15 protein-coding genes and 1 pseudogene are annotated in these 18,106 nt (G+C 70.2%); 9 read left to right on the top strand and 7 right to left on the bottom strand.

The features are described 5' to 3' along the window. The first annotated feature begins 30 nt into the window (after positions 1-30). Complete coding sequence (locus ACFMRZ_RS07310; RefSeq protein ID WP_280366761.1) at positions 31-1,020, top strand: DUF389 domain-containing protein; 990 nt, start codon at positions 31-33, stop codon at positions 1,018-1,020. Here ACFMRZ_RS07310 and ACFMRZ_RS07305 read toward each other — a convergent pair. Beyond that, complete coding sequence (locus ACFMRZ_RS07305; RefSeq protein WP_400178439.1) at positions 984-2,111, bottom strand: hypothetical protein; 1,128 nt, start codon at positions 2,109-2,111, stop codon at positions 984-986. The genes ACFMRZ_RS07310 and ACFMRZ_RS07305 overlap by 37 nt on opposite strands. A 228-nt stretch (positions 2,112-2,339) precedes the next feature. On the opposite strand from ACFMRZ_RS07305, the gene ACFMRZ_RS07300 reads away from it, so the two are divergent. The 8 genes from ACFMRZ_RS07300 to ACFMRZ_RS07265 all read left to right on the top strand — a co-directional run bounded on the left by ACFMRZ_RS07300 (position 2,340) and on the right by ACFMRZ_RS07265 (position 11,753). After that, the gene (locus ACFMRZ_RS07300; protein WP_280272894.1) at positions 2,340-3,509 is read left to right on the top strand and encodes a kinase; all 1,170 of its coding nucleotides are present in this window, start codon (positions 2,340-2,342) and stop codon (positions 3,507-3,509) included. Between the two features lie 244 nt (positions 3,510-3,753). Further along, the gene (locus ACFMRZ_RS07295; protein WP_280366756.1) at positions 3,754-5,097 is read left to right on the top strand and encodes a replication-associated recombination protein A; all 1,344 of its coding nucleotides are present in this window, start codon (positions 3,754-3,756) and stop codon (positions 5,095-5,097) included. Positions 5,098-5,209: 112 nt separating this feature from the next. After that, entirely contained in the window at positions 5,210-7,876 is a 2,667-nt protein-coding gene (alaS, locus tag ACFMRZ_RS07290) for an alanine--tRNA ligase (RefSeq protein WP_400182794.1), read from the top strand. Beyond that, positions 7,876-8,430 carry a Holliday junction resolvase RuvX gene (gene ruvX / locus ACFMRZ_RS07285; protein ID WP_400178438.1) on the top strand — a complete coding sequence of 185 codons (555 nt, stop codon included), beginning with the start codon at positions 7,876-7,878 and terminating at the stop codon, positions 8,428-8,430. The genes alaS and ruvX overlap by 1 nt, the downstream gene beginning before the upstream one ends. Continuing rightward, positions 8,423-9,991 carry an endolytic transglycosylase MltG gene (locus ACFMRZ_RS07280; protein ID WP_280272891.1) on the top strand — a complete coding sequence of 523 codons (1,569 nt, stop codon included), beginning with the start codon at positions 8,423-8,425 and terminating at the stop codon, positions 9,989-9,991. Before ruvX ends, ACFMRZ_RS07280 begins: the two co-directional genes overlap by 8 nt. Then, complete coding sequence (locus ACFMRZ_RS07275; protein WP_400178437.1) at positions 9,981-10,811, top strand: shikimate dehydrogenase; 831 nt, start codon at positions 9,981-9,983, stop codon at positions 10,809-10,811. The genes ACFMRZ_RS07280 and ACFMRZ_RS07275 overlap by 11 nt, the downstream gene beginning before the upstream one ends. Before the next feature lie 108 nt (positions 10,812-10,919). Continuing rightward, positions 10,920-11,111, top strand: a complete 192-nt coding sequence (locus ACFMRZ_RS07270; protein ID WP_400178436.1) for a hypothetical protein — start codon at positions 10,920-10,922, stop codon at positions 11,109-11,111. Positions 11,112-11,279: 168 nt separating this feature from the next. Next, complete coding sequence (locus ACFMRZ_RS07265) at positions 11,280-11,753, top strand: B-4DMT family transporter (protein WP_400178435.1); 474 nt, start codon at positions 11,280-11,282, stop codon at positions 11,751-11,753. A gap of 1 nt (position 11,754) precedes the next feature. Here ACFMRZ_RS07265 and ACFMRZ_RS07260 read toward each other — a convergent pair whose 3' ends face one another. The 6 genes and pseudogenes from ACFMRZ_RS07260 to ACFMRZ_RS07235 form a co-directional block, all read right to left on the bottom strand. Then, positions 11,755-12,093 (bottom strand): hypothetical protein, encoded by a 339-nt coding sequence (locus tag ACFMRZ_RS07260; RefSeq protein ID WP_400178434.1) that lies wholly within the window; start codon positions 12,091-12,093, stop codon positions 11,755-11,757. A 449-nt stretch (positions 12,094-12,542) separates the two neighbouring features. Next, a complete protein-coding gene (gene aroB / locus ACFMRZ_RS07255) occupies positions 12,543-13,679 on the bottom strand; it encodes a 3-dehydroquinate synthase (RefSeq protein ID WP_400178433.1) in 1,137 nt (378 codons plus the stop codon). Positions 13,680-15,058: 1,379 nt separating this feature from the next. Then, the gene (locus ACFMRZ_RS07250; protein WP_400183063.1) at positions 15,059-15,280 is read right to left on the bottom strand and encodes a hypothetical protein; all 222 of its coding nucleotides are present in this window, start codon (positions 15,278-15,280) and stop codon (positions 15,059-15,061) included. 166 nt (positions 15,281-15,446) lie between these two features. Further along, positions 15,447-15,959: pseudogene (locus ACFMRZ_RS07245) on the bottom strand (shikimate kinase); the annotation flags it as partial. Positions 15,960-15,961: 2 nt separating this feature from the next. Beyond that, the gene (aroC, locus tag ACFMRZ_RS07240; RefSeq protein ID WP_400182793.1) at positions 15,962-17,167 is read right to left on the bottom strand and encodes a chorismate synthase; all 1,206 of its coding nucleotides are present in this window, start codon (positions 17,165-17,167) and stop codon (positions 15,962-15,964) included. A 318-nt stretch (positions 17,168-17,485) separates the two neighbouring features. Continuing rightward, complete coding sequence (locus ACFMRZ_RS07235; RefSeq protein WP_400178432.1) at positions 17,486-17,926, bottom strand: prepilin peptidase; 441 nt, start codon at positions 17,924-17,926, stop codon at positions 17,486-17,488. Between the last annotated feature and the right edge of the window lie 180 nt (positions 17,927-18,106).

The raw sequence follows: 18,106 nt of genomic DNA, 5'->3' as shown, positions 1-18,106 counted from the left end.
GCCGGAAACCGCTCACCACAAGGGGTTACGGTGTTGCACGTCCGGGTGATCTGCCCTCCCGACAGAACCGACGCCGTGCTGGAGTCGCTGCGGGCCGAGCCCGGCGCCACGCTCGTCACGCTGCAGCGCGGCGCGGCGGTGGCGCCGGCCGGTGACGTCGTGGAGGCCGACGTCGCGCGCGAGTCCGCCAACGACGTGCTCGCGGCGCTGTCGGCGCTGGGCATCAAGGAAACCGGCGGCATCATGCTCGATCCGGTCGACACCGCGCTGTCCGACGCCGCCGAGCGGGCGGTGGAGGCGGCGCCCGGCGACCCCTCGGACGCGGTGGTGTGGGAGGAACTGGTCGCGCAGACCCACGAGGAGTCCACCCTCAGCCCGACCTTCCTCGGCTTCATGACCATCTCCTGCCTGCTGGCCGTGGTCGGAGTGGCAACCGACTCACCGGTCACGGTCGTCGGCGCGATGGTGGTGGGGCCGGAGTTCGGCCCGCTGGCCGCGGTCGCGGTGGCGTTGGTGCGCAGGAACTTCCGGCTCGCCCGGCGGTCGGCGCTGGCGCTGCTGATCGGTTTCCCGGTGGCGATGGGGATCGCCGTGGTGGTGTCGCTGCTGTGGGAGCGGCTGGGCTGGATCACGCTGGAGCGCATCGACGATCTGCACAACGTCGACTTCATCTACGAGGTCGGGCCGTTCTCCCTGGTGGTCGCGTTGCTGGCGGGGGCGGCGGGCATGCTGTCGCTGGTGACCTCGAAGTCCGCGGCGCTGGTCGGCGTGTTCATCTCCGTCACGACCATCCCGGCCGCCGGTTTCGCCGCGGTGGCGGCCACTCTGGGGCAGTGGGACAAGGCCGGGGAGTCCATCGGACAGCTCGGCGTGAACATGGTCGGCATCGTCGCCGCGGGCGTGCTGGTGCTGTGGCTGCGCCCCAGCCACGGCAGTGAGGGCGGGCCGATCGAGCGGGCCAAGCGGTGGTGGCGACCGGCGGCTCAGGGGGTGACGAGGCCGCCGACGAGTACGCGGTAGGCGTAGGTCAGCGCGATCGCGGTCACGGGGCCGACGATCAGCAGCGGAATCCCGCACAGCAGTGCGGACACGAAGGTGAGCAGGGCGACGGTCACCGCCAGCAGCAGCGTCGTCCCCACGTTCGTCACCACCAGCTGGACGCTGGACTTGATCGCCGCGACCGGGCCCATGTCCCGATCGATCACGAAGTGCAGCGAGAACATGCACAGGAAGCCGATGATCAGCGCGGGGAACACGCACAGGATCGCCCCGATCCACGCCGCGACGAAGACCAGCAGCGCGGTCAGCAGCACGTTGCCCGCGTTGACGAAGCCGAAGAAGGCCTGGAAATCCGGTGGCGTGCCGTCGGTTTCGTACAGCGCGCCGCGAATCATGGCCGCCTGCAACAGCCACACCACCACCGACACCACGAGGAAGATCAGCAGCAGCGACAGCAGCGAGTTCACGTTGCCGACATTGATCACCACGGTGACCGCCAGGTAGGCGACGAAACCGACCAGGGTCACGGCGATCCACGGAATCGGGTTGGCGCGGAACCGGTTCCAGCCGTAACCGAGGGCATCGGGCACACTCAGCGCGAGCGGCGGCAGCGCGGGGGCGACGCCCGGCTGCTGCGGATAGCCCGGCGGCGGCCCGCCGTACTGCTGTGCGGACGTATCCCAATCTCCTTGGGGCGGAGCCGATCCCGGTGGGCCGTAGGTCGGGCCCGGCGGCGATCCGGGCGCGTACTCGCCCTGCGGCGCGGTCGGGGGCGGTGGTACCGCCGCGCCGTACGTGGGCTGCCCGCCGGGAACCGGCGGTTGCTGCGGTGCGGAACTCGGGGGCGGTGGCACGGGTACGGCGCCCGCGACCGGTGGCGGCGCCACCGGTTCGCTGCCGTACTGCGCGGCGCCCGGCTGTGCTCGGCCGGGCCCGGCGGGCGTCTCGTGACGACCGTGCTCGGTCCCGGTCGGCGAGTCGGGATTTGGCGTTTGTCCGGAATGTCGAGATCCGGGATCCGATGCGGAGTGCGCGGCCCCACCCTCCGCCGGAGTGTCGCCGGACGGCGCCGGCTCACGGCGCGCCGGACCTGGGTGCGGAGTGTCGCTCATCGCGGGGGACCTTTCGGATCACCTGGGTTTCGGTGTGGCGCACAGCAGTTGAGACGAGACAACCGGAAGGGTCAGAATGTGTCAAGCAACGGCCGTCCGGATGTCCCATGCTGCCCGACCACAATCCAGTAGTGGTGGCAAGTGCTTCACAGTGACACGCCGAGCGACGCGCGAAAGGTTGCCGAACCGCTCGCTGAAAGTGACCTGATGCGAGTAACTTGGGAGCCGATGACCGCACTATTGGCCGAACGCGCCGCCGAAGTCGTGTCCGCGGCACAACAGTTGCTCACAAAGCGAATGGGTGCTCCGGTAAAGCTGAGCGATCCGATCGAGCTCAGCGGAAGTGGCAGGACGACGGTGCTGCGCGTGCGCGTTGCGGAGAACGCCTTTTCACTTCCACGGACCTTGATCGTGAAGCAGGTCCGCGGCCCCGCGCAGGAGCGCCGCATCGGAGGCTTGGCGCCCGGCGTGGCCAGCATCGACTCGGCGTTCCTCCGCGAGGCGGTGTCCTATCAGTTCACCACCGCGCTGAGCAGCGAACATCGCCCCGGCGCCTACCTGTTGGCGCACAACCTGCCCGAGCGCCTGCTGATCCTCAGCGATCTCGGGGAGAACACGTCGCTCACGACGGCGCTGCAGACCGGCGCCGAGCCCTCCGTGCGCAATTCGCTGATGGCGTTCGCGCAGGCGCTGGGCCGCATGCATGCCGCGACGGTCGGCCGTGAACCGGATTTCGTGGCGTTGCTGCGCCGGGTCGACGTGGTGCATCGCATCGACGGCATCGCGCAACAGGCCGAGGCCGCCATCGGCGAGGTGCCGGGATTGCTGGCCCGCGAGTTCGGCATCGAGGTGCCCGGCGAGATCGCCGAGCGCATCGTGCGCGGTAACCGGCTGTTCTCCGCGGGCCGCTTCCGCGCGTTCAGTCCCTCGGACCTGTGCCCCGACAATGTGATTCTGAACGAGGAGGGCGCGCGCTTCCTCGACTACGAGTGGGGCGGATTCCGCGACGCCACCCTGGACATCGCCTACGCGCTGGTGTCGTTCCCCGGCTGCCTGTGCGATATGGAGCTGTCGCGCGAGCGGGCGCGCCAGATCGTGGAGGCGTGGCGTTCGGAGGTGGTCGGCGTGTGGCCGGCCCTCGCCGACGACGAACTGCTGGCGGAGCGGATCCTGGAGGCCCGCCTGATCTGGGTGTGGCTGAGCACCTTCTGGTTCCTGCCCGCCGACCACGCCCGCATCGCCGCCGCCCGCGAGCACGGCCTGTCCGTCCCGCGCTCGGCCGCTCTGATCAACCGCTGGGCCGCCCTCGCCGAGGACGCCCGCTGCACCGGCGACGACACCCTGGGCGATTTCGCCGAGCACGTCTCGGCCACGCTCGAGGAGTACTGGGAGGAATAACTCCCCACGGCGCGGGCGCGGTAGCCTCGCCGCGGTCGTGGAGCGTACGTGCGAATCTGTCGGACCCCGTGAGTACCGTGGTGGCCTGTGAGCCGGGTTGTGCGACGAAGTGACTGCGCGGATGGCGACGTGTTCGGCACGGGCAAGGGCACGGCATGAGCGGACATTCGTGCGGCCGGTCCGAGAGCGTGGACGCGGCGCGGATGATTCGGGAGGCGCCACCGAGGTGCGGTGAGGGGGAGGAGTGAGCGAGGGCCTGTTCGACGCGCCGGGCGCGGAGCGCGCGACCGGAAGCGCGGTCGAGTTCCGGGGCGCGGGCGAACACATTCCGCTGGCGGTGCGGATGCGCCCGGCGAGTCTCGACGAGGTCGTGGGACAGCAGCATCTGCTCGGTCCGGGATCGCCGCTGCGGCGGCTGGTCGAGGGATCGGGCGCGGCGTCGGTACTGCTCTATGGTCCGCCCGGGACGGGGAAGACCACGCTCGCCTCGCTTATCTCGCAGGCCACCGGTCGGCGCTTCGAGGCGCTGTCCGCGCTGTCCGCGGGCGTGAAGGAGGTCCGCGCGGTCATCGACCTCGCGCGGCGGCGGCTGCTGGCGGGCGAGCAGACGGTGCTGTTCATCGACGAGGTGCACCGCTTCTCCAAGACCCAGCAGGACGCGCTGCTGGCCGCGGTGGAGAACCGGGTGGTGCTGCTGGTCGGCGCGACGACGGAGAACCCGTCCTTCTCGGTGGTGTCGCCGCTGCTGTCACGGTCACTGGTACTTCAATTGCAGTCGTTGTCGGACAGCGATATTCGTGCCGTGCTGAGGCGAGCCATCGAGGATCCGCGCGGCTTGGGCGGTGAGTACACCGTGACCGACGAGGCCCTGGACCATATCGTCCGCATCGCCGGCGGCGACGCCCGCCGTTCGCTGACCGCGCTGGAGGCCTCCGCGGAATCCTCGCTGGACGGCACGGTCGACGTCGACCTGGTGGAGGCCAGCGTCGACAAGGCGGCCGTGCGCTACGACCGGGCGGGCGACCAGCACTACGACGTGATCAGCGCGTTCATCAAATCGCTGCGCGGTTCCGACGTCGACGCCGCGCTGCACTATCTGGCGCGGATGATCAGCGCGGGGGAGGACCCGCGATTCATCGCCCGCCGCTTGATGATCCAGGCCAGCGAGGATGTCGGCATGGCCGACCCGACCGCGTTGCAGACCGCCGTCGCCGCGGCGCAGGTGGTGCAGCTGATCGGCATGCCGGAAGCGCAACTGGCCCTCGCGCACGCCACGATCCACGTCGCCACCGCCCCGAAATCGGGCGCGGTCGCCGCGGCCATCGGCGCCGCGCTGTCCGACATCGGTGCGGGCAAGGCCGGTGCCGTGCCGCCGCACCTGCGCGACGGTCATTACGCGGGCGCGGCGAAACTGGGCAACGCGCAAGGCTACAAGTACCCGCACGATCACCCCGACGGCGTGCTCGCCCAGCAGTATCCGCCCGACGAGCTGGTCGGCACGGAGTATTACCGCCCGACCGACCACGGCTACGAGCGTGAAGTGGGTCCACGGGTAACCAAGCTGCGCCGCATCGTTCGCGGGCGCTGAGCAGTCCCTGCCCCGGCCGCGCCGATGCTCCCCGCGGGGACCCTCCGCGAGCCTGTCCGCACCGGCCCACCGACCGAAACCCGCTGGACGGTTCCCGGTAGGCTGGATGGTTGTGCAGACCCACGAGATTCGACGGCGCTTCCTGGAGCATTTCGTCCGTGCCGGGCATACCGAGGTCCCCAGTGCCTCGCTGATCCTGCCGGACCCCAACCTGCTGTTCGTCAACGCGGGCATGGTCCAGTTCAAGCCGTATTTCCTGGGCCAGGAGGCGCCGCCGTTCGCGCGCGCGACGAGCGTGCAGAAGTGCGTGCGCACCGGCGACATCGACGAGGTGGGCGTCACCACCAGGCACAACACGTTCTTCCAGATGGCCGGCAACTTCTCCTTCGGCGACTACTTCAAGGAGGGGGCCATCACCTTCGCCTGGGAGCTGATCACCACATCCCAGGAGGAGGGCGGCTTCGGCTTCGACCCCGAGCGTATCTGGGTCACCGCCTACGAATCGGACCCGGAGGCCGCCGAGATCTGGCACCGCGTCGCCGGAATCCCGAACGAGCGCATCCAGTTCCGCGACGGCAAGGACAACTACTGGGACATGGGCGTGCCCGGTCCGGGCGGTCCCTGCTCGGAGATCTACTTCGACCGCGGCCCCGAGTACGGCCGCGACGGCGGCCCGGTCGCCGACGAGGACCGCTACCTCGAGATCTGGAACCTCGTCTTCATGCAGGACATCCGGGGCGAGCTGAGCCCGAAGGAGGGCCACGCCCCGGTCGGCACGCTGCCGCGCAAGAACATCGACACCGGCATGGGCGTCGAGCGGGTGGCGATGCTGCTGCAAGGCGTCGACAACGTCTACGAGACCGACCTGCTGCGCCCGATCATCACCAAGGCCGAGGAGCTGACCGGCAAGAAGTACGCCGTCGAGCACGCCGACGATGTCCGCTTCCGGGTCATCGCCGACCACGCCCGCAGCGCCGCGATGCTGATCTCCGACGGCGTCAACCCGGGCAACGACGGCCGCGGCTACGTGCTGCGGCGGCTGCTGCGCCGCATCGTCCGCTCCGCGCGGCTGCTGGGCGCGGAGAAGCCGGTGATGGGCGAGTTCATGAAGACCGTCAGCGACCTGATGGCGCCGTCGTATCCCGAACTGGCCACCGACTTCCGGCGCATCGAGAACGTCGCGGTCGGCGAGGAGACCGCGTTCCTCAAGACGCTGACCACCGGCTCGAAGCTGTTCGACGAGACCGTCGCCGAGGTGAAGTCCGCGGGCGGCCGCAAGATCGCCGGATCGGACGCGTTCACCCTGCACGACACCTACGGCTTCCCCATCGATCTGACCCTCGAGATGGCCGCCGAGGCCGGGCTCGAGGTCGACGAGCAGGGCTTCCGCTCGCTGATGGCCGAGCAGCGCCGGCGCGCCAAGGAGGACGCCGCCGCCCGCAAGCACGCGCACGCCGACCTGTCGATCTACAAGGAACTCGTCGACCGCGGCGCCACCGAGTTCACCGGCTTCGCCGAACTCACCACCGAGGCCCAGGTCATCGCCCTGCTCGCCGACGGCGTGCGGGTCCCCACCGCGACCGCCGGACAGGACGTCGAGGTGATCCTCGACCGCAGCCCGCTCTACGCCGAGTCCGGCGGCCAGATCGCCGACCGCGGCGTGATCACCGCGTCGGGCGTGAAGCTGCGCGTGAACGACGTGCAGAAGATCGCCAAGAAGCTGTGGGTGCACAAGGCCACCGTCGAACAGGGCCAGATCACCGAGGGCGACACCGTGCTCGCCCAGGTCGACCCGGCCTGGCGGCGCGGCGCGACCCAGGGCCACTCCGGCACCCACATGGTGCATGCCGCGCTGCGACAGGTGCTCGGCCCGAACGCGGTACAGGCCGGTTCGCTGAACAAGCCCGGCTATCTGCGCTTCGATTTCAACTGGCAGGGCCAGCTGTCGGAGGGGCAGAGGGCCGACATCGAGGCCGTGTCCAACGACGCGGTCGGCGCCGACTTCCCCGTCAACACCTTCGTCACCGATCTGCCCAAGGCCAAGTCGATGGGCGCGCTGGCCCTGTTCGGCGAGAACTACGGCAGCGAGGTCCGGGTCGTGGAGATCGGCGGCCCGTTCTCGATGGAGCTGTGCGGCGGCACCCACGTCGAGCACTCCTCGCAGATCGGCCCGATCACCGTGCTCGGTGAGTCGTCGGTCGGTTCCGGCGTGCGGCGCGTGGAGGCGTTCGTCGGCCTGGACTCCTACAAGTACCTGGCCAAGGAGCGCGCGCTGCTGGCCGGTGTGGCGTCCTCGCTGAAGGTGCCCAGCGAGGAGGTGCCCGCCCGCGTCGAGCAGCTGGTCGAGCGGCTCAAGGTGGCCGAGAAGGAGCTGGAGCGCAGCAAGGTTCAGGCCGTGCTGGCGCAGGCCGCGAAGTTCGTCGACGAGGCCCAGCGGTTCGGCGAGGTGCTGCTGGTGGCGGCCGCCGCGCCCGAGGGCGTGGGCGGCGGCGATCTGCGCACCCTCGCGACCGACATCCGGGGCCGGTTCGGCACCCGGCCCGCCGTGGTGGTGCTGCTCGGCAACGCCGATGGCAAGGTGCCGTTCGTGGTCGCGGTGAACAAGCCCGCGCAGGAACTCGGTTTCCGGGCCGGTGATCTGGTCGGCAGCTTCGGTCCGAGCATCGCCGGGCGTGGCGGCGGCAAACCGGAGATGGCGCAGGGCGCCGGGTCGGATCCCTCGGGGATCGCGGCCGGGCTTGCCGCGGTACGGGCGCAGGTGGCCGAGCGCGCCGCCTGATGTCCAGGTCCGAGAGTTCGGAATCGGTCGACCGGCCCAGCGCCGCGACCGATCCCGGGCGCGGCCGCCGCATCGCCATCGATGTCGGGACCGTGCGCGTCGGCGTCGCCGCCTGCGATCCGGACGGCATCCTCGCCACGCCGGTCGAGACGGTGCAGCGCGCCGGCTCGAAAAGCGGCCGTGGAGCGCGCGGCGGCGGGGCGGCCGATCTCGCCCGGATTGCCGAAATTGTGCGGGAGTACGAGGCCGTCGAGGTGATTGTCGGCCTGCCCAGGACGCTACGCGGGGCGAACGGCGCCTCCGCCGCGCTCGCCATCTCCTTCGCTGATCGTTTGCGATCCATGATTCCCGGAGTGCCGATACGACTTTCCGACGAACGTTTGACTACGGTGTCAGCTGCACGTGCATTGCGGGACAGTGGAGTTCGCGCGCGTGGCCAGCGGCAGATGATCGATCAGGCGGCGGCCGTATCGATCCTGCAGGGATGGTTGGACGAACGGAGTGCGGTGTTGAAGGCGGCCGGGGAGCAGTCGGCAGGGTGGTCGGATGAATGACCGCTGGGCGCGGGCCGAGGAACGTCATCGGCAGAGCGTCGAGGAGCGGCGATACCGTCGCCGCGACAGCGGTTGGGGCGCCGACGACCGAGCGCCGCGCGGGCGTGGTTCCCGCCATGCGGCGCCGGTCGACGACGACTGGGACGACTACGACGACGACACCACCGTCATTCCGGTCTATACCGACGAGGAGCCCGAGCCGGTGCCGCCGCCGCGGCCGCAGCGCTCGGGTCAGCGCCGGGCGCCCGCCCAGGGCCGATCGGCCAGGAATCGGTCCGCGGGAGAAGAGCCGCCCCGGGGACGGTCCGCACGAGAGCGCCCGGCCCGCAAGCAAACCGGCCGGAGCCAGTCCGGCCGCGGGCAGTCCGCGCGGAGCAAGCGTTCCCGGGTCGCTTCGCGCAAAGCGGCCGAACGCCAGCGTCGCCGCCGCAATCTGTGGATCCTCGGTGCCGTCTTCGTCGTGCTGTTCGTGGCCGCCGGCGGGTACGCCGGTTACAAGTTCATCGGCAAGCTGGGCGGGCCCGAGGACTTCGCCGGCCCGGCCGGTCCGGCGGTGGTGGTGCGGGTGAAGGCGGGCGACACCGCCGAGCAGATCGCCCAGACCATGTACGACAAGGGCGTGGTCGCCAGCACCGGCGCGTTCTACGAGGCCGCGATCCGCAATTCGAAGATGAATTCGGTGCAGCCCGGCTTCTATGCCGTGCCCGCGCACAGCAAGGGCTCCGCGGCCGTGACGGCGTTGATGAGCAAGGACTCGCGCGTCGGCAATGTGGTGATCTCCGAGGGGCGGCTGCTGCACGATCAATCCGAGGTGAAGCGGAACGGGACCCCTACGCCGGGCATCTATTCCCTTGTCGCCCAGGCGAGTTGCATGGGCGCCGAGCCCGCGCGCAGGTGTGTGACCGCTGATGAGCTCGCCGCCGCGGGCGCCGGCACCGATCTGGCCGCACTCGGAGTTCCGGCCTGGGCCGAGCAGGAAGTGCGGCGGGCGCCCGACCGCAGCCGGCAGCTCGAGGGCCTCATCGCCGCGGGTTCCCTGGATTTCGATCCGAGCGGCACGCCGCAGCAGATTCTGCAACAGCTGATCACCCAGAGCGCCGCCACCTACGAATCGACCGGCCTGCTGCAAGCCGGTGCGGCGAACGGGCTCTCGCCGTACCAGACGCTGATCTCCGCCTCGCTGGTGGAACGCGAAGCGAAACCCAACGACATGGCCAAGGTGGCGCGAGTGATCGTGAACCGGCTGAAGGTCGGTCAGATGCTGCAGTTCGATTCGACGGTGAACTACGCGCTGAACGAGATCGAGGTGGCCACTACCGACGCCGATCGCGCGAAGGTCACCCCGTGGAACACCTATGCCATGGTCGGGCTGCCCGCGAATCCGATCGCGGCGCCGTCGCTGAACGCGTTGCACGCCGTGGAGAATCCGGCGCCCGGCGACTGGCTGTATTTCGTCACCGTCGACAATTCGGGGACAACGCTTTTCACCAAGAGCTATTCCGACCATCTGCGGAATATCACCCAGGCTCAGGACAACGGGGTTCTCGACAGTGGACGGTGAGGTCCGCAGGGCCGCGGTGCTGGGAAAGCCGATCGCCCATTCCCGTTCTCCGCAGCTGCATCTGGCCGCGTATCGGGCGCTCGGGCTGCCATGGACGTACGAGCGTGTCGAGTGTTCGGCGGAGCAGTTGCCCGCGCTGGTGGACGGGCTCGGGCCCGAGTGGATCGGACTCTCGGTGACCATGCCCGGCAAGGAAGCCGCCTTGGCGTACGCCCAGGAACGCACCGAACGCGCGGTGCTCGTGGGATCGGCGAATACGTTGGTGCGCACCGAGACCGGCTGGCGTGCGGACTGCACGGACATCGACGGGGTCCTGGGCGCACTGCGCGGTGGCGGGGTCACCTCGGTCACCGAAGCCGTCGTACTGGGTGCGGGCGGCACCGCGCGACCGGCGTTGTTCGCGCTGTCCGAACTCGGTGCGAAATCGGTGACCGTCGCGGCTCGGGATGCCGGAAGGGCAAGCAGCGCACTGGAACTCGCCGAACGACTCGGAATGACCGCGGCATACAGTGCTTTCGAGCCGGAACAGGTGCGCACCGCGTGTTCGAAGGCGGGCGTTGTCGTCAGCACGGTCCCGTCCGCCGCCGCGTCCGCCGTCGCCGACGCGGCCGCCCTCGCGCCACTGGTCCTCGACGCGATCTACAACCCCTGGCCGACACCCCTGGCCGATGCGGTGGCGCGGGCGGGAAACACGGTGGTCAGCGGCCTGGAGATGCTGTTGAACCAGGCGTACGGGCAGGTTGAGCTGTTCACCGGCCGACCTGCTCCGCGCGCGGAAATGGCCGCGGCGCTGGACGGCGGGCTTCGATCCGAAAGCTGATGCCGCGGCGTCCGAGCCTTCCGGTTGCCGGTGCTGGTCGGTATCATCTTGTTGTTCAACGCATTTCGAGGGGATGCGTTCGAGAACTGAAGGGGAGGGGCTGAAATCATGTTCACTCGTGTTGGTATCGCCTTCGCGATGGTCATCGCCGCGTGCGGATTCGTGTTGGCCGGGCAACCGACGGCACATGCTGCCGGTTGTGCCTCGGCGTCGCCGCGCTGGGGCTTCGTCTGTTTGGAGAGCGTGTCGGGCATCTCGCTGGGCTTCTGCTTGAAGGAGGCGCCGCAATGGCACGCGTAGGGGGAGTGCGTCCTGCGTAACGACGGCAGCGGTAACTACGACATCTGGATCCCGGCCCCCAACTGACCGTTCGTCCGCACCCACGCCTCACCTGCCGGTGTCCCGTCCTCGGTTTTCTGTAACCGGTTACTGTTTTTCGGGACCACTCGGCAGGTTAAGGTGATCGACATGAATGCGTGGGTGTTGCGCGCCGTGGCGCTCGGGGTGCTGACCGTGGTGCTTCGGACCGTGCTCGGTTTCGGGATGATCTATTGGCCGACGCACGGCTCGTGGATGCGGATCCTGTGCCTGATCGTGCTGATCGCGATCGTGATCGCGTGGGGATTGCTCGACGGCCGCGGCGACCGCCGCGCGAACCCGGATCCCGACCGCGGCGGCGCCGACCTCACCATGCGCTGGCTGAAGGCGGGCATCGCCGGGGGCCTCGGCGGCGGTGTGGTGGCCTGGGTGCTGGACTACCTGCCGAAGTTCGATCTCGGCGACAACGGCCTGGGGTTCGAGATCACCGCCGGAGCGTCGTTCATCATCCTGCTGATCTTCGTGCCCGGCATGGTCGGGGTCGCCCTCGGCCGCTTCCTGGTCGGCCGGGAAACGAAGAAGGCCGAACCCGCGCCGCCGCCGAACGCCGCGTCCGCGCTGTAGGTCAGGCCGTCCGCGCCGGAGCGCGGGTCAGCAACCGCGCCGCGACGCCGAGATAGATCGCGGCGATCACGAGGTCGAGAATTCCCTGCGCCGGTTCGTCGCGGGTGAAGCGGTCCACGGCCGCGACCGTGACCACCCCGGATCCGAAGAAGAACCCGGCGGTCAGCCCCGGCACCGCGAGGCGCGCCGGGAGCACCGCCGATATCAGCAGCACCAGTGAGAACGCCGCATCCGGCAGCGCGAAGATATTGTCGGCCCGATAGTCGGCGTCGACCGCGAGCGCGGCGAGCAGCCACAGGCTGACCGGAACGGCGATTATGCGCGCGGGTAGGACCGGCATGCTGACTCCTGATGCGGCCGTGGCGAACTCGTCAACGCCAAGCATCGCCGAGAGTGGCTCCTCGGGCAACCGGTGGGTACCTTCCGCGGCTTCAGGCCGGATGCCTGAGCGCCAAGCATCGCCGAGGGCGGCTCGTCGGGCAACCGGTGGGTGCCTTCGGCGGCTTCAGGCCGGATGCCTGAGCGGCGAGCACTCCGTGGGTGGCTCCTGGGGCAACCGGTGGGTGTCTTCTGCGGCTTCAGGCCGGATGCCTGAGCGGCGAGCACTCCGTGGGTGGCTCCTGGGCAGCCGGTGGGTGTCTCCGGCGGTTTCAGACGGATGCATCAGCGGCGAGCACGCTGTGGGTGGCTTCTGGGGCAGGGGGTGGGTGTCTCCGGCGGTTTCAGACGGATGCCTGAGCGTCAAGCGCCGTGGGTGGCTCCTGGCGCAACCGGGTGAAGTCTTCGCGGCTACAGCAGGATGCCGCCGCTCGGGGCTTCGTCGCGGGCGATGGTGGCATAAGCCGCCGCGAGCAGGCTGGGGTCCGGGCCTTCCAGGCGGCCCGGCTTGGCCAGGCCGTCGAGGACGACGAAACGCAGGACGCCGGAACGGGTCTTCTTGTCGGTCTGCATGGTTTCCAGCAGATGCGGCAGGGCGTCGGCGTCGTAGGTGGTGGGCAGGCCGACGCTGTCCAGGATGCTGCGGTGGCGCTCGGCGGTGGCATCGTCGAGGCGGCCCGCCAAACGGCCCAATTCCGCGGCGAAGACCAGGCCCACCGACACCGCCGCGCCGTGCCGCCAGCGGTAGCGCTCGCGGCGCTCGATCGCGTGGCCGAGGGTGTGGCCGTAGTTGAGGATCTCGCGCAGGCTGGCCTCCTTCAGGTCGGCCGCCACCACGTCGGCCTTGACCTGAATGGCGCGGCGCACCAGTTCCGGCAGCACCTCACCGGTCGGGTCGAGCGCGGCCTGCGGGTCGCGCTCGATGAGGTCCAGAATCACCGGATCGGCGATGAAACCGGCCTTGATGATCTCGGCCATCCCGGCCACGATCTCGTTGCGCGGCACGGTTTCCAGGGTCACCAGATCCACCAGCACCGCGGTCGGCTCGTGGAAGCTGCCGACCAGGTTCTTACCGGCCTCGGTATTGATGCCGGTCTTGCCGCCGACGGCCGCGTCCACCATCGCCAGCAGCGTGGTCGGCACGTGCACCACCTTCACTCCGCGCATCCAGGTCGCGGCCACGAAACCGGACAGGTCGGTCGCCGCGCCGCCGCCGAGGCTGATCACGACGTCGCGCCGGGTCAGGCCGATGCGGCCGAGGACCTCCCAGCAGAACCCGGCCACCGGCAGGTCCTTGCCCGCCTCGGCATCCGGGATCTCGATGCGGTGCGCGTCGATCTTCTCCCCGCCCGCGCCGAGATCGGCCTCGGCGAGCGCCTGCCGCACCGCCTCCGCGGTCTCGGTCAGCGGCGGCTGATGGAAGATCGCGACCGTCCGCACACCGGGCTGCGCGGCCACCTGCTCGACCAGCTCGCCCAGCAGTCCGCGCCCGATGATGACCGGGTACGGGTCGGCGGTGCGCACCTCGATGCGAGTGGGCTCGGTCATACTTGCTGCTCCGATTCTCTTGCTACTCATGGTTTCTCGCTGACAGAGGGACTACTCGCCGAACCGCACGGCATCGGTATCCGAGTGCCGGTCCCCGGGACTCGAGCCCGCGTCCCGGCCCGCTCCGGGCGCACCGCCTCCCTCGCCGGGCGGTCCGGCCGCACGGCTCGCCGAGCGCCGCCCCCGCCCGCCCCGGTGAGAACTCTCCACGACCGAGCGGCCACCAGCCGCGGCTCCGTCCGCAGTAGCGCCCCCCTCCGCGGGTGCGCTGCGGTCGGCGGTCGTACCTCGCCCTGTGGCAGCGGTTGTGCCGCTGGCTTTTGCAGTGGGCGTGGCGGAGGGTGCTGCTGCGCTCGAGGCCGGGGACGAGTCCCGGGTCGGGGACGAGGTCGGGGGCGGGGCTGAGGCTGGAGCCGGGGTCGAGGTCGGGGTCGAGGCTGGAGCCGGGGTCGAGGTCGGGGGCGGGGCTGAGACTGGAGCCGGGGACGAGGCCCGGGTCGAGGTCGGGGGCGCAGCCGAGGCCGGAGTTGAGGCCGGGGCTGGGGCTGGAGTCGGCGACGCGGCCCGGGTCGGGGTCGAGGTCGAGGACGGAACTGAGGCTGGAGCCGCGGCAGGGGCTGGGGCCGGGGACGACGGCGGGTAGGGGGATGGGGTCTGAGGCGGAGCTGAGTCCGGGGATGGGGCCGATGTCGGGACAGGGGGCGGGGGTGAGGCCGAGGTCGGGGACGGAGCAGGGGTGCTGGTGCGGTGTGGTTCGGATGCGTGCGGGTCTTCTCCGCGCGGCATTGGGTGCTGCTGTGACGCAATGGGTTTCGGGAGGGCGCCGGGTGCGCCGGAGCCGCGGCGGGCGCTGCGTCTGCGGCGTGACGGGTGTTCGCCTCGGGTGGCTGTGGCGGCTTGGGGGGTGTCTGGTGTGCCGTACCGGTTGCCGTTGGGCGAGTCCGGGTGGATGCCCGCATTGCGGGAGGTTGCGGTGTTGATGGCCGGGGCGCCGCCGGTGTGTTCGGTGCGGTGCGATTCGCTGGGTGGCTGCGGGCTACTGGGGTTCTTGCCTCGGGAGCGGTGATCGGCCCGTGGTGTGGTGGTCGCCTCCGAATTGCCGGTTGCCTGGGCATTTCGGGCATTGTTCGCGGGATGTGCTGGCGCGCCGGGCAATTGAGTCTCGGTCGCGGGGTCTCGGGAACCCTCGATGCTTTCACTCGAGGTGGTCCCCGACATTGCCGTCGTCTCGGTGCCACCGCCACGGGAGCGGCGTCGACCACCTCGGCGCGAACGGCGAGACCGCCGCTTCGCTCCGGTCGGCGCTCCCGCAGGCGAATCTGACTGGGACGCTGTGGAATTCGGATCCGGCGGGCCGCCTTTCGATGAATCCGTGGTGCTTAGAAGTGGTGTGGAGCCGGACTGCGTACGATCAGCGCCACCTGCGCCACCTGCGCCACCTGCGCCACCTGTGCAGACTGCACCGGCTGCGGCACCTGTGCCGACCGCAGCACCCGCGGCGCCCGTGCCATCTGCGGCGCGTGTGCCACCTGCGTCACCTGTGGCGCGTGTGCCGACTGCGGCGCCTGTGCCACCTGCACTACCGGTGCTGACTGCACCACCTGCGTCGACTGTTGCAGCTACCGTACCTGCGGCGACCGTGGTACCTGTGGCACTTGCGGTGGCGGAGCGGTTGCGTCGGCGGCGGCGGGAGCGGGAGCGGCGGGAAGGGCTGGGGGGTTCGGTGGGGTGGGTTGGGGGTGGCGTGGGTTCGGCTGGTTCCAGGCCGAGTTTGGCCAGGATATTGCGGACTACGCGGCCGGGGCTGCGGCCGTCGGTGCGGACCCGGACATCGGACACCTCGCGGTACAGGGGGCGGCGTTCACGCATCAGCTTGCGGTATGTGGCGCCCGGATCGTCACCGGCCAGCAGGGGGCGGTTGGAATTGGCGCCCGTGCGCCGAAGTCCTTCGGCGATACTGATTTCCAGGTACACCACGGTGCGATCGCGCAGCAACTCGCGGGTCGCGTCCGACAGCACCGCGCCGCCGCCGAGCGACACCACGCCCTTGTGCTCGAGCACCGCCCGGCGTACCACGCGTTCCTCGATGCGCCGGAATTCCGGCTCGCCGTCGGCGGCGAAGATCTCCGGGATGGTGCGCCCGGTCTCGTCCTCGATACCGGCGTCCGTGTCGTACAGTTCGACGCCCAGTTCGCGCGCGAGCTTGCGGCCGATCGTCGACTTCCCGGCACCGGGCGGGCCGATCAGCACCACACACGGGTGGCGCGGATCGGTCTGCACGATCACGAGGGGACGGCGCCCGGGACATGCGGGCGCGAGCTGATCCGCTTCAGGTAGCTGGTGATGTTGTCGACGGTCTCGGGCAGCGAGTCGCCGCCGAACTTCTCCAGCGCCGCCTGGGCCACGACCAGCGCGACCATGGCCTCGGCGACCACACCGGCGGCGGGCACCGCGCACACGTCCGAGCGCTGATGGATGGCGACGGCCTCGTCGCCGGTGGTCATGTCCACGGTGGACAGCGCGCGCGGCACGGTCGAGATCGGCTTCATCGCGGCGCGCACGCGCAGCGGCTCGCCGTTGGTCATGCCGCCCTCGAGCCCGCCCGCGCGGTTGGTCGAACGCAGCACGCCATCCGGCCCGGGCCGCATCTCGTCGTGAGCCTGGCTGCCGCGGCGACGCGCGGTCTCGAACCCGTCGCCGACCTCGACGCCCTTGATGGCCTGAATCCCCATCAGCGCCGCGGCCAGGCGCGCGTCCAGCCGGTCCGCGCCGCTGATGAACGAGCCCAGCCCGACCGGCAGGCCGTCCACGACCACCTCCACGACGCCGCCGAGCGTGTCACCATCCTTCTTGGCGGCCTCGATCTCGGCGATCATCGCCGCCTCCGCGTCCTTGTCGAAGGCGCGCACCGGGCTCTCGTCGACGGTGGCGAGGTCGGCGGCCGTCGGCACCAGACCGGCCGTGGCCCGGGCGGTGCCGATCGACACCACGTGCGAGACGACCTCCACGCCGAGGGCCTGGCGCAGGAACTGGCGCGCCACGGTGCCGGCGGCAACCCGGGCGGCGGTCTCGCGGGCGCTGGCGCGCTCCAGCACATTGCGCGCGTCGTCGAAGCCGTACTTGAGCATGCCGGAGTAGTCGGCGTGGCCGGGGCGTGGCCGGGTGAGCGGCGCGTTGCGGGCCAGTTCGGCCAGTTCCGCCTCGTCCACCGGATCGGCGGACATGACCTGCGTCCACTTGGGCCATTCGGAATTCGCGATCTCGATCGCGACCGGTCCGCCCATGGTGCGCCCGTGCCGGACACCGCCGATCACGGTGACCTTGTCGGCCTCGAACTTCATCCGCGCCCCGCGCCCGTACCCGAGCCGGCGACGCGCCAGTTGCGCGGCAATATCGGCGGAGGTCACCTCCACCCCGGCCACCATCCCCTCGAGGATCGTGACGAGAGCGGGACCATGAGACTCACCAGCAGTAATCCAGCGCAACACGCCGTCCATCTTTCCACGTCAGCACCGTTACCCGGACATCCGGCCCGCACCGGCCGCGCCGGTGGCCGCACGCCACACCCGAGCCGAGGTGACTACCTCCGATAATGCGCGCTCTCCGCCGTCTCCGAAAAGCCCCTAGGCCACCCCCGATCGGCGCTGTCCGGACGGTCGAAACCCACGGCCCTGCCCCTGACGACTGCACACAGCTCATTCCCGGCAATCACGATTCGTCTTGCCCGTCCGGCTGCCCCGACAGTGCACCGCTGTGGCGCGCCAAGGTCGAATTCGTGGCGCGGGTGGTGTGCGCCGGGCGCTGACTCACGTGAGGACGAGCGCGAACAGGGTCGATACGCACATCGAAGGGCCGTGGGGGAGAGCACGATTCCAGGGCGAGCCGCGAATTCGATGATGCAGGTAGGTCACGACGCCGGCGAGTGCGGTGAGCAGCGGCGCCGCCACGGCGGCCCAGCTCCACGCCTGCCCGCCGCCACAGGCCGCGGCTGCTCCGAGACCCAGAGCCAGCTTCACGTCACCCGCGCCGAAGGCAGCGGGCGCGATGAAATGGACCGCCAGGTACGGGACGGTCAGCAGCACCGCACCCGTGACGGCTGCGCGCAGGTGGTCGGTCGCCAGCGCATAGCCGAGGACCGCCGCAGCGCCGAGTCCGGTCAATGGATTCGGCAGCCGCCGCTCGCGCAGATCTACGACACTCAGCGCCGCGCACCACGTGGCGAGGACTACGAAGGCGATGGCTGTCATACCGACCATCGTTGCCCGGACGGCGAGCGAGCGGAATGGCCGAACGCGAAATGTGGATAACCCCAACACATGTGAACAACCGGTGCACCCCATTCCCGGTCCCGCGGCCCGTTCGCCCAGGTACCGCCCGATTGCCCGCCGGTGACCGGCTTGTGGGTGAGCGGGGAACGCGCGCACCGG

The sequence above is a fragment of the Nocardia sp. N2S4-5 genome, from assembly GCF_044628355.1.
Taxonomy (GTDB): Bacteria; Actinomycetota; Actinomycetes; order Mycobacteriales; family Mycobacteriaceae; genus Nocardia; species Nocardia wallacei_B.
Note: the sequence above shows the minus strand (reverse complement) of the source record. Positions and strands in the feature narration are given on the sequence as shown.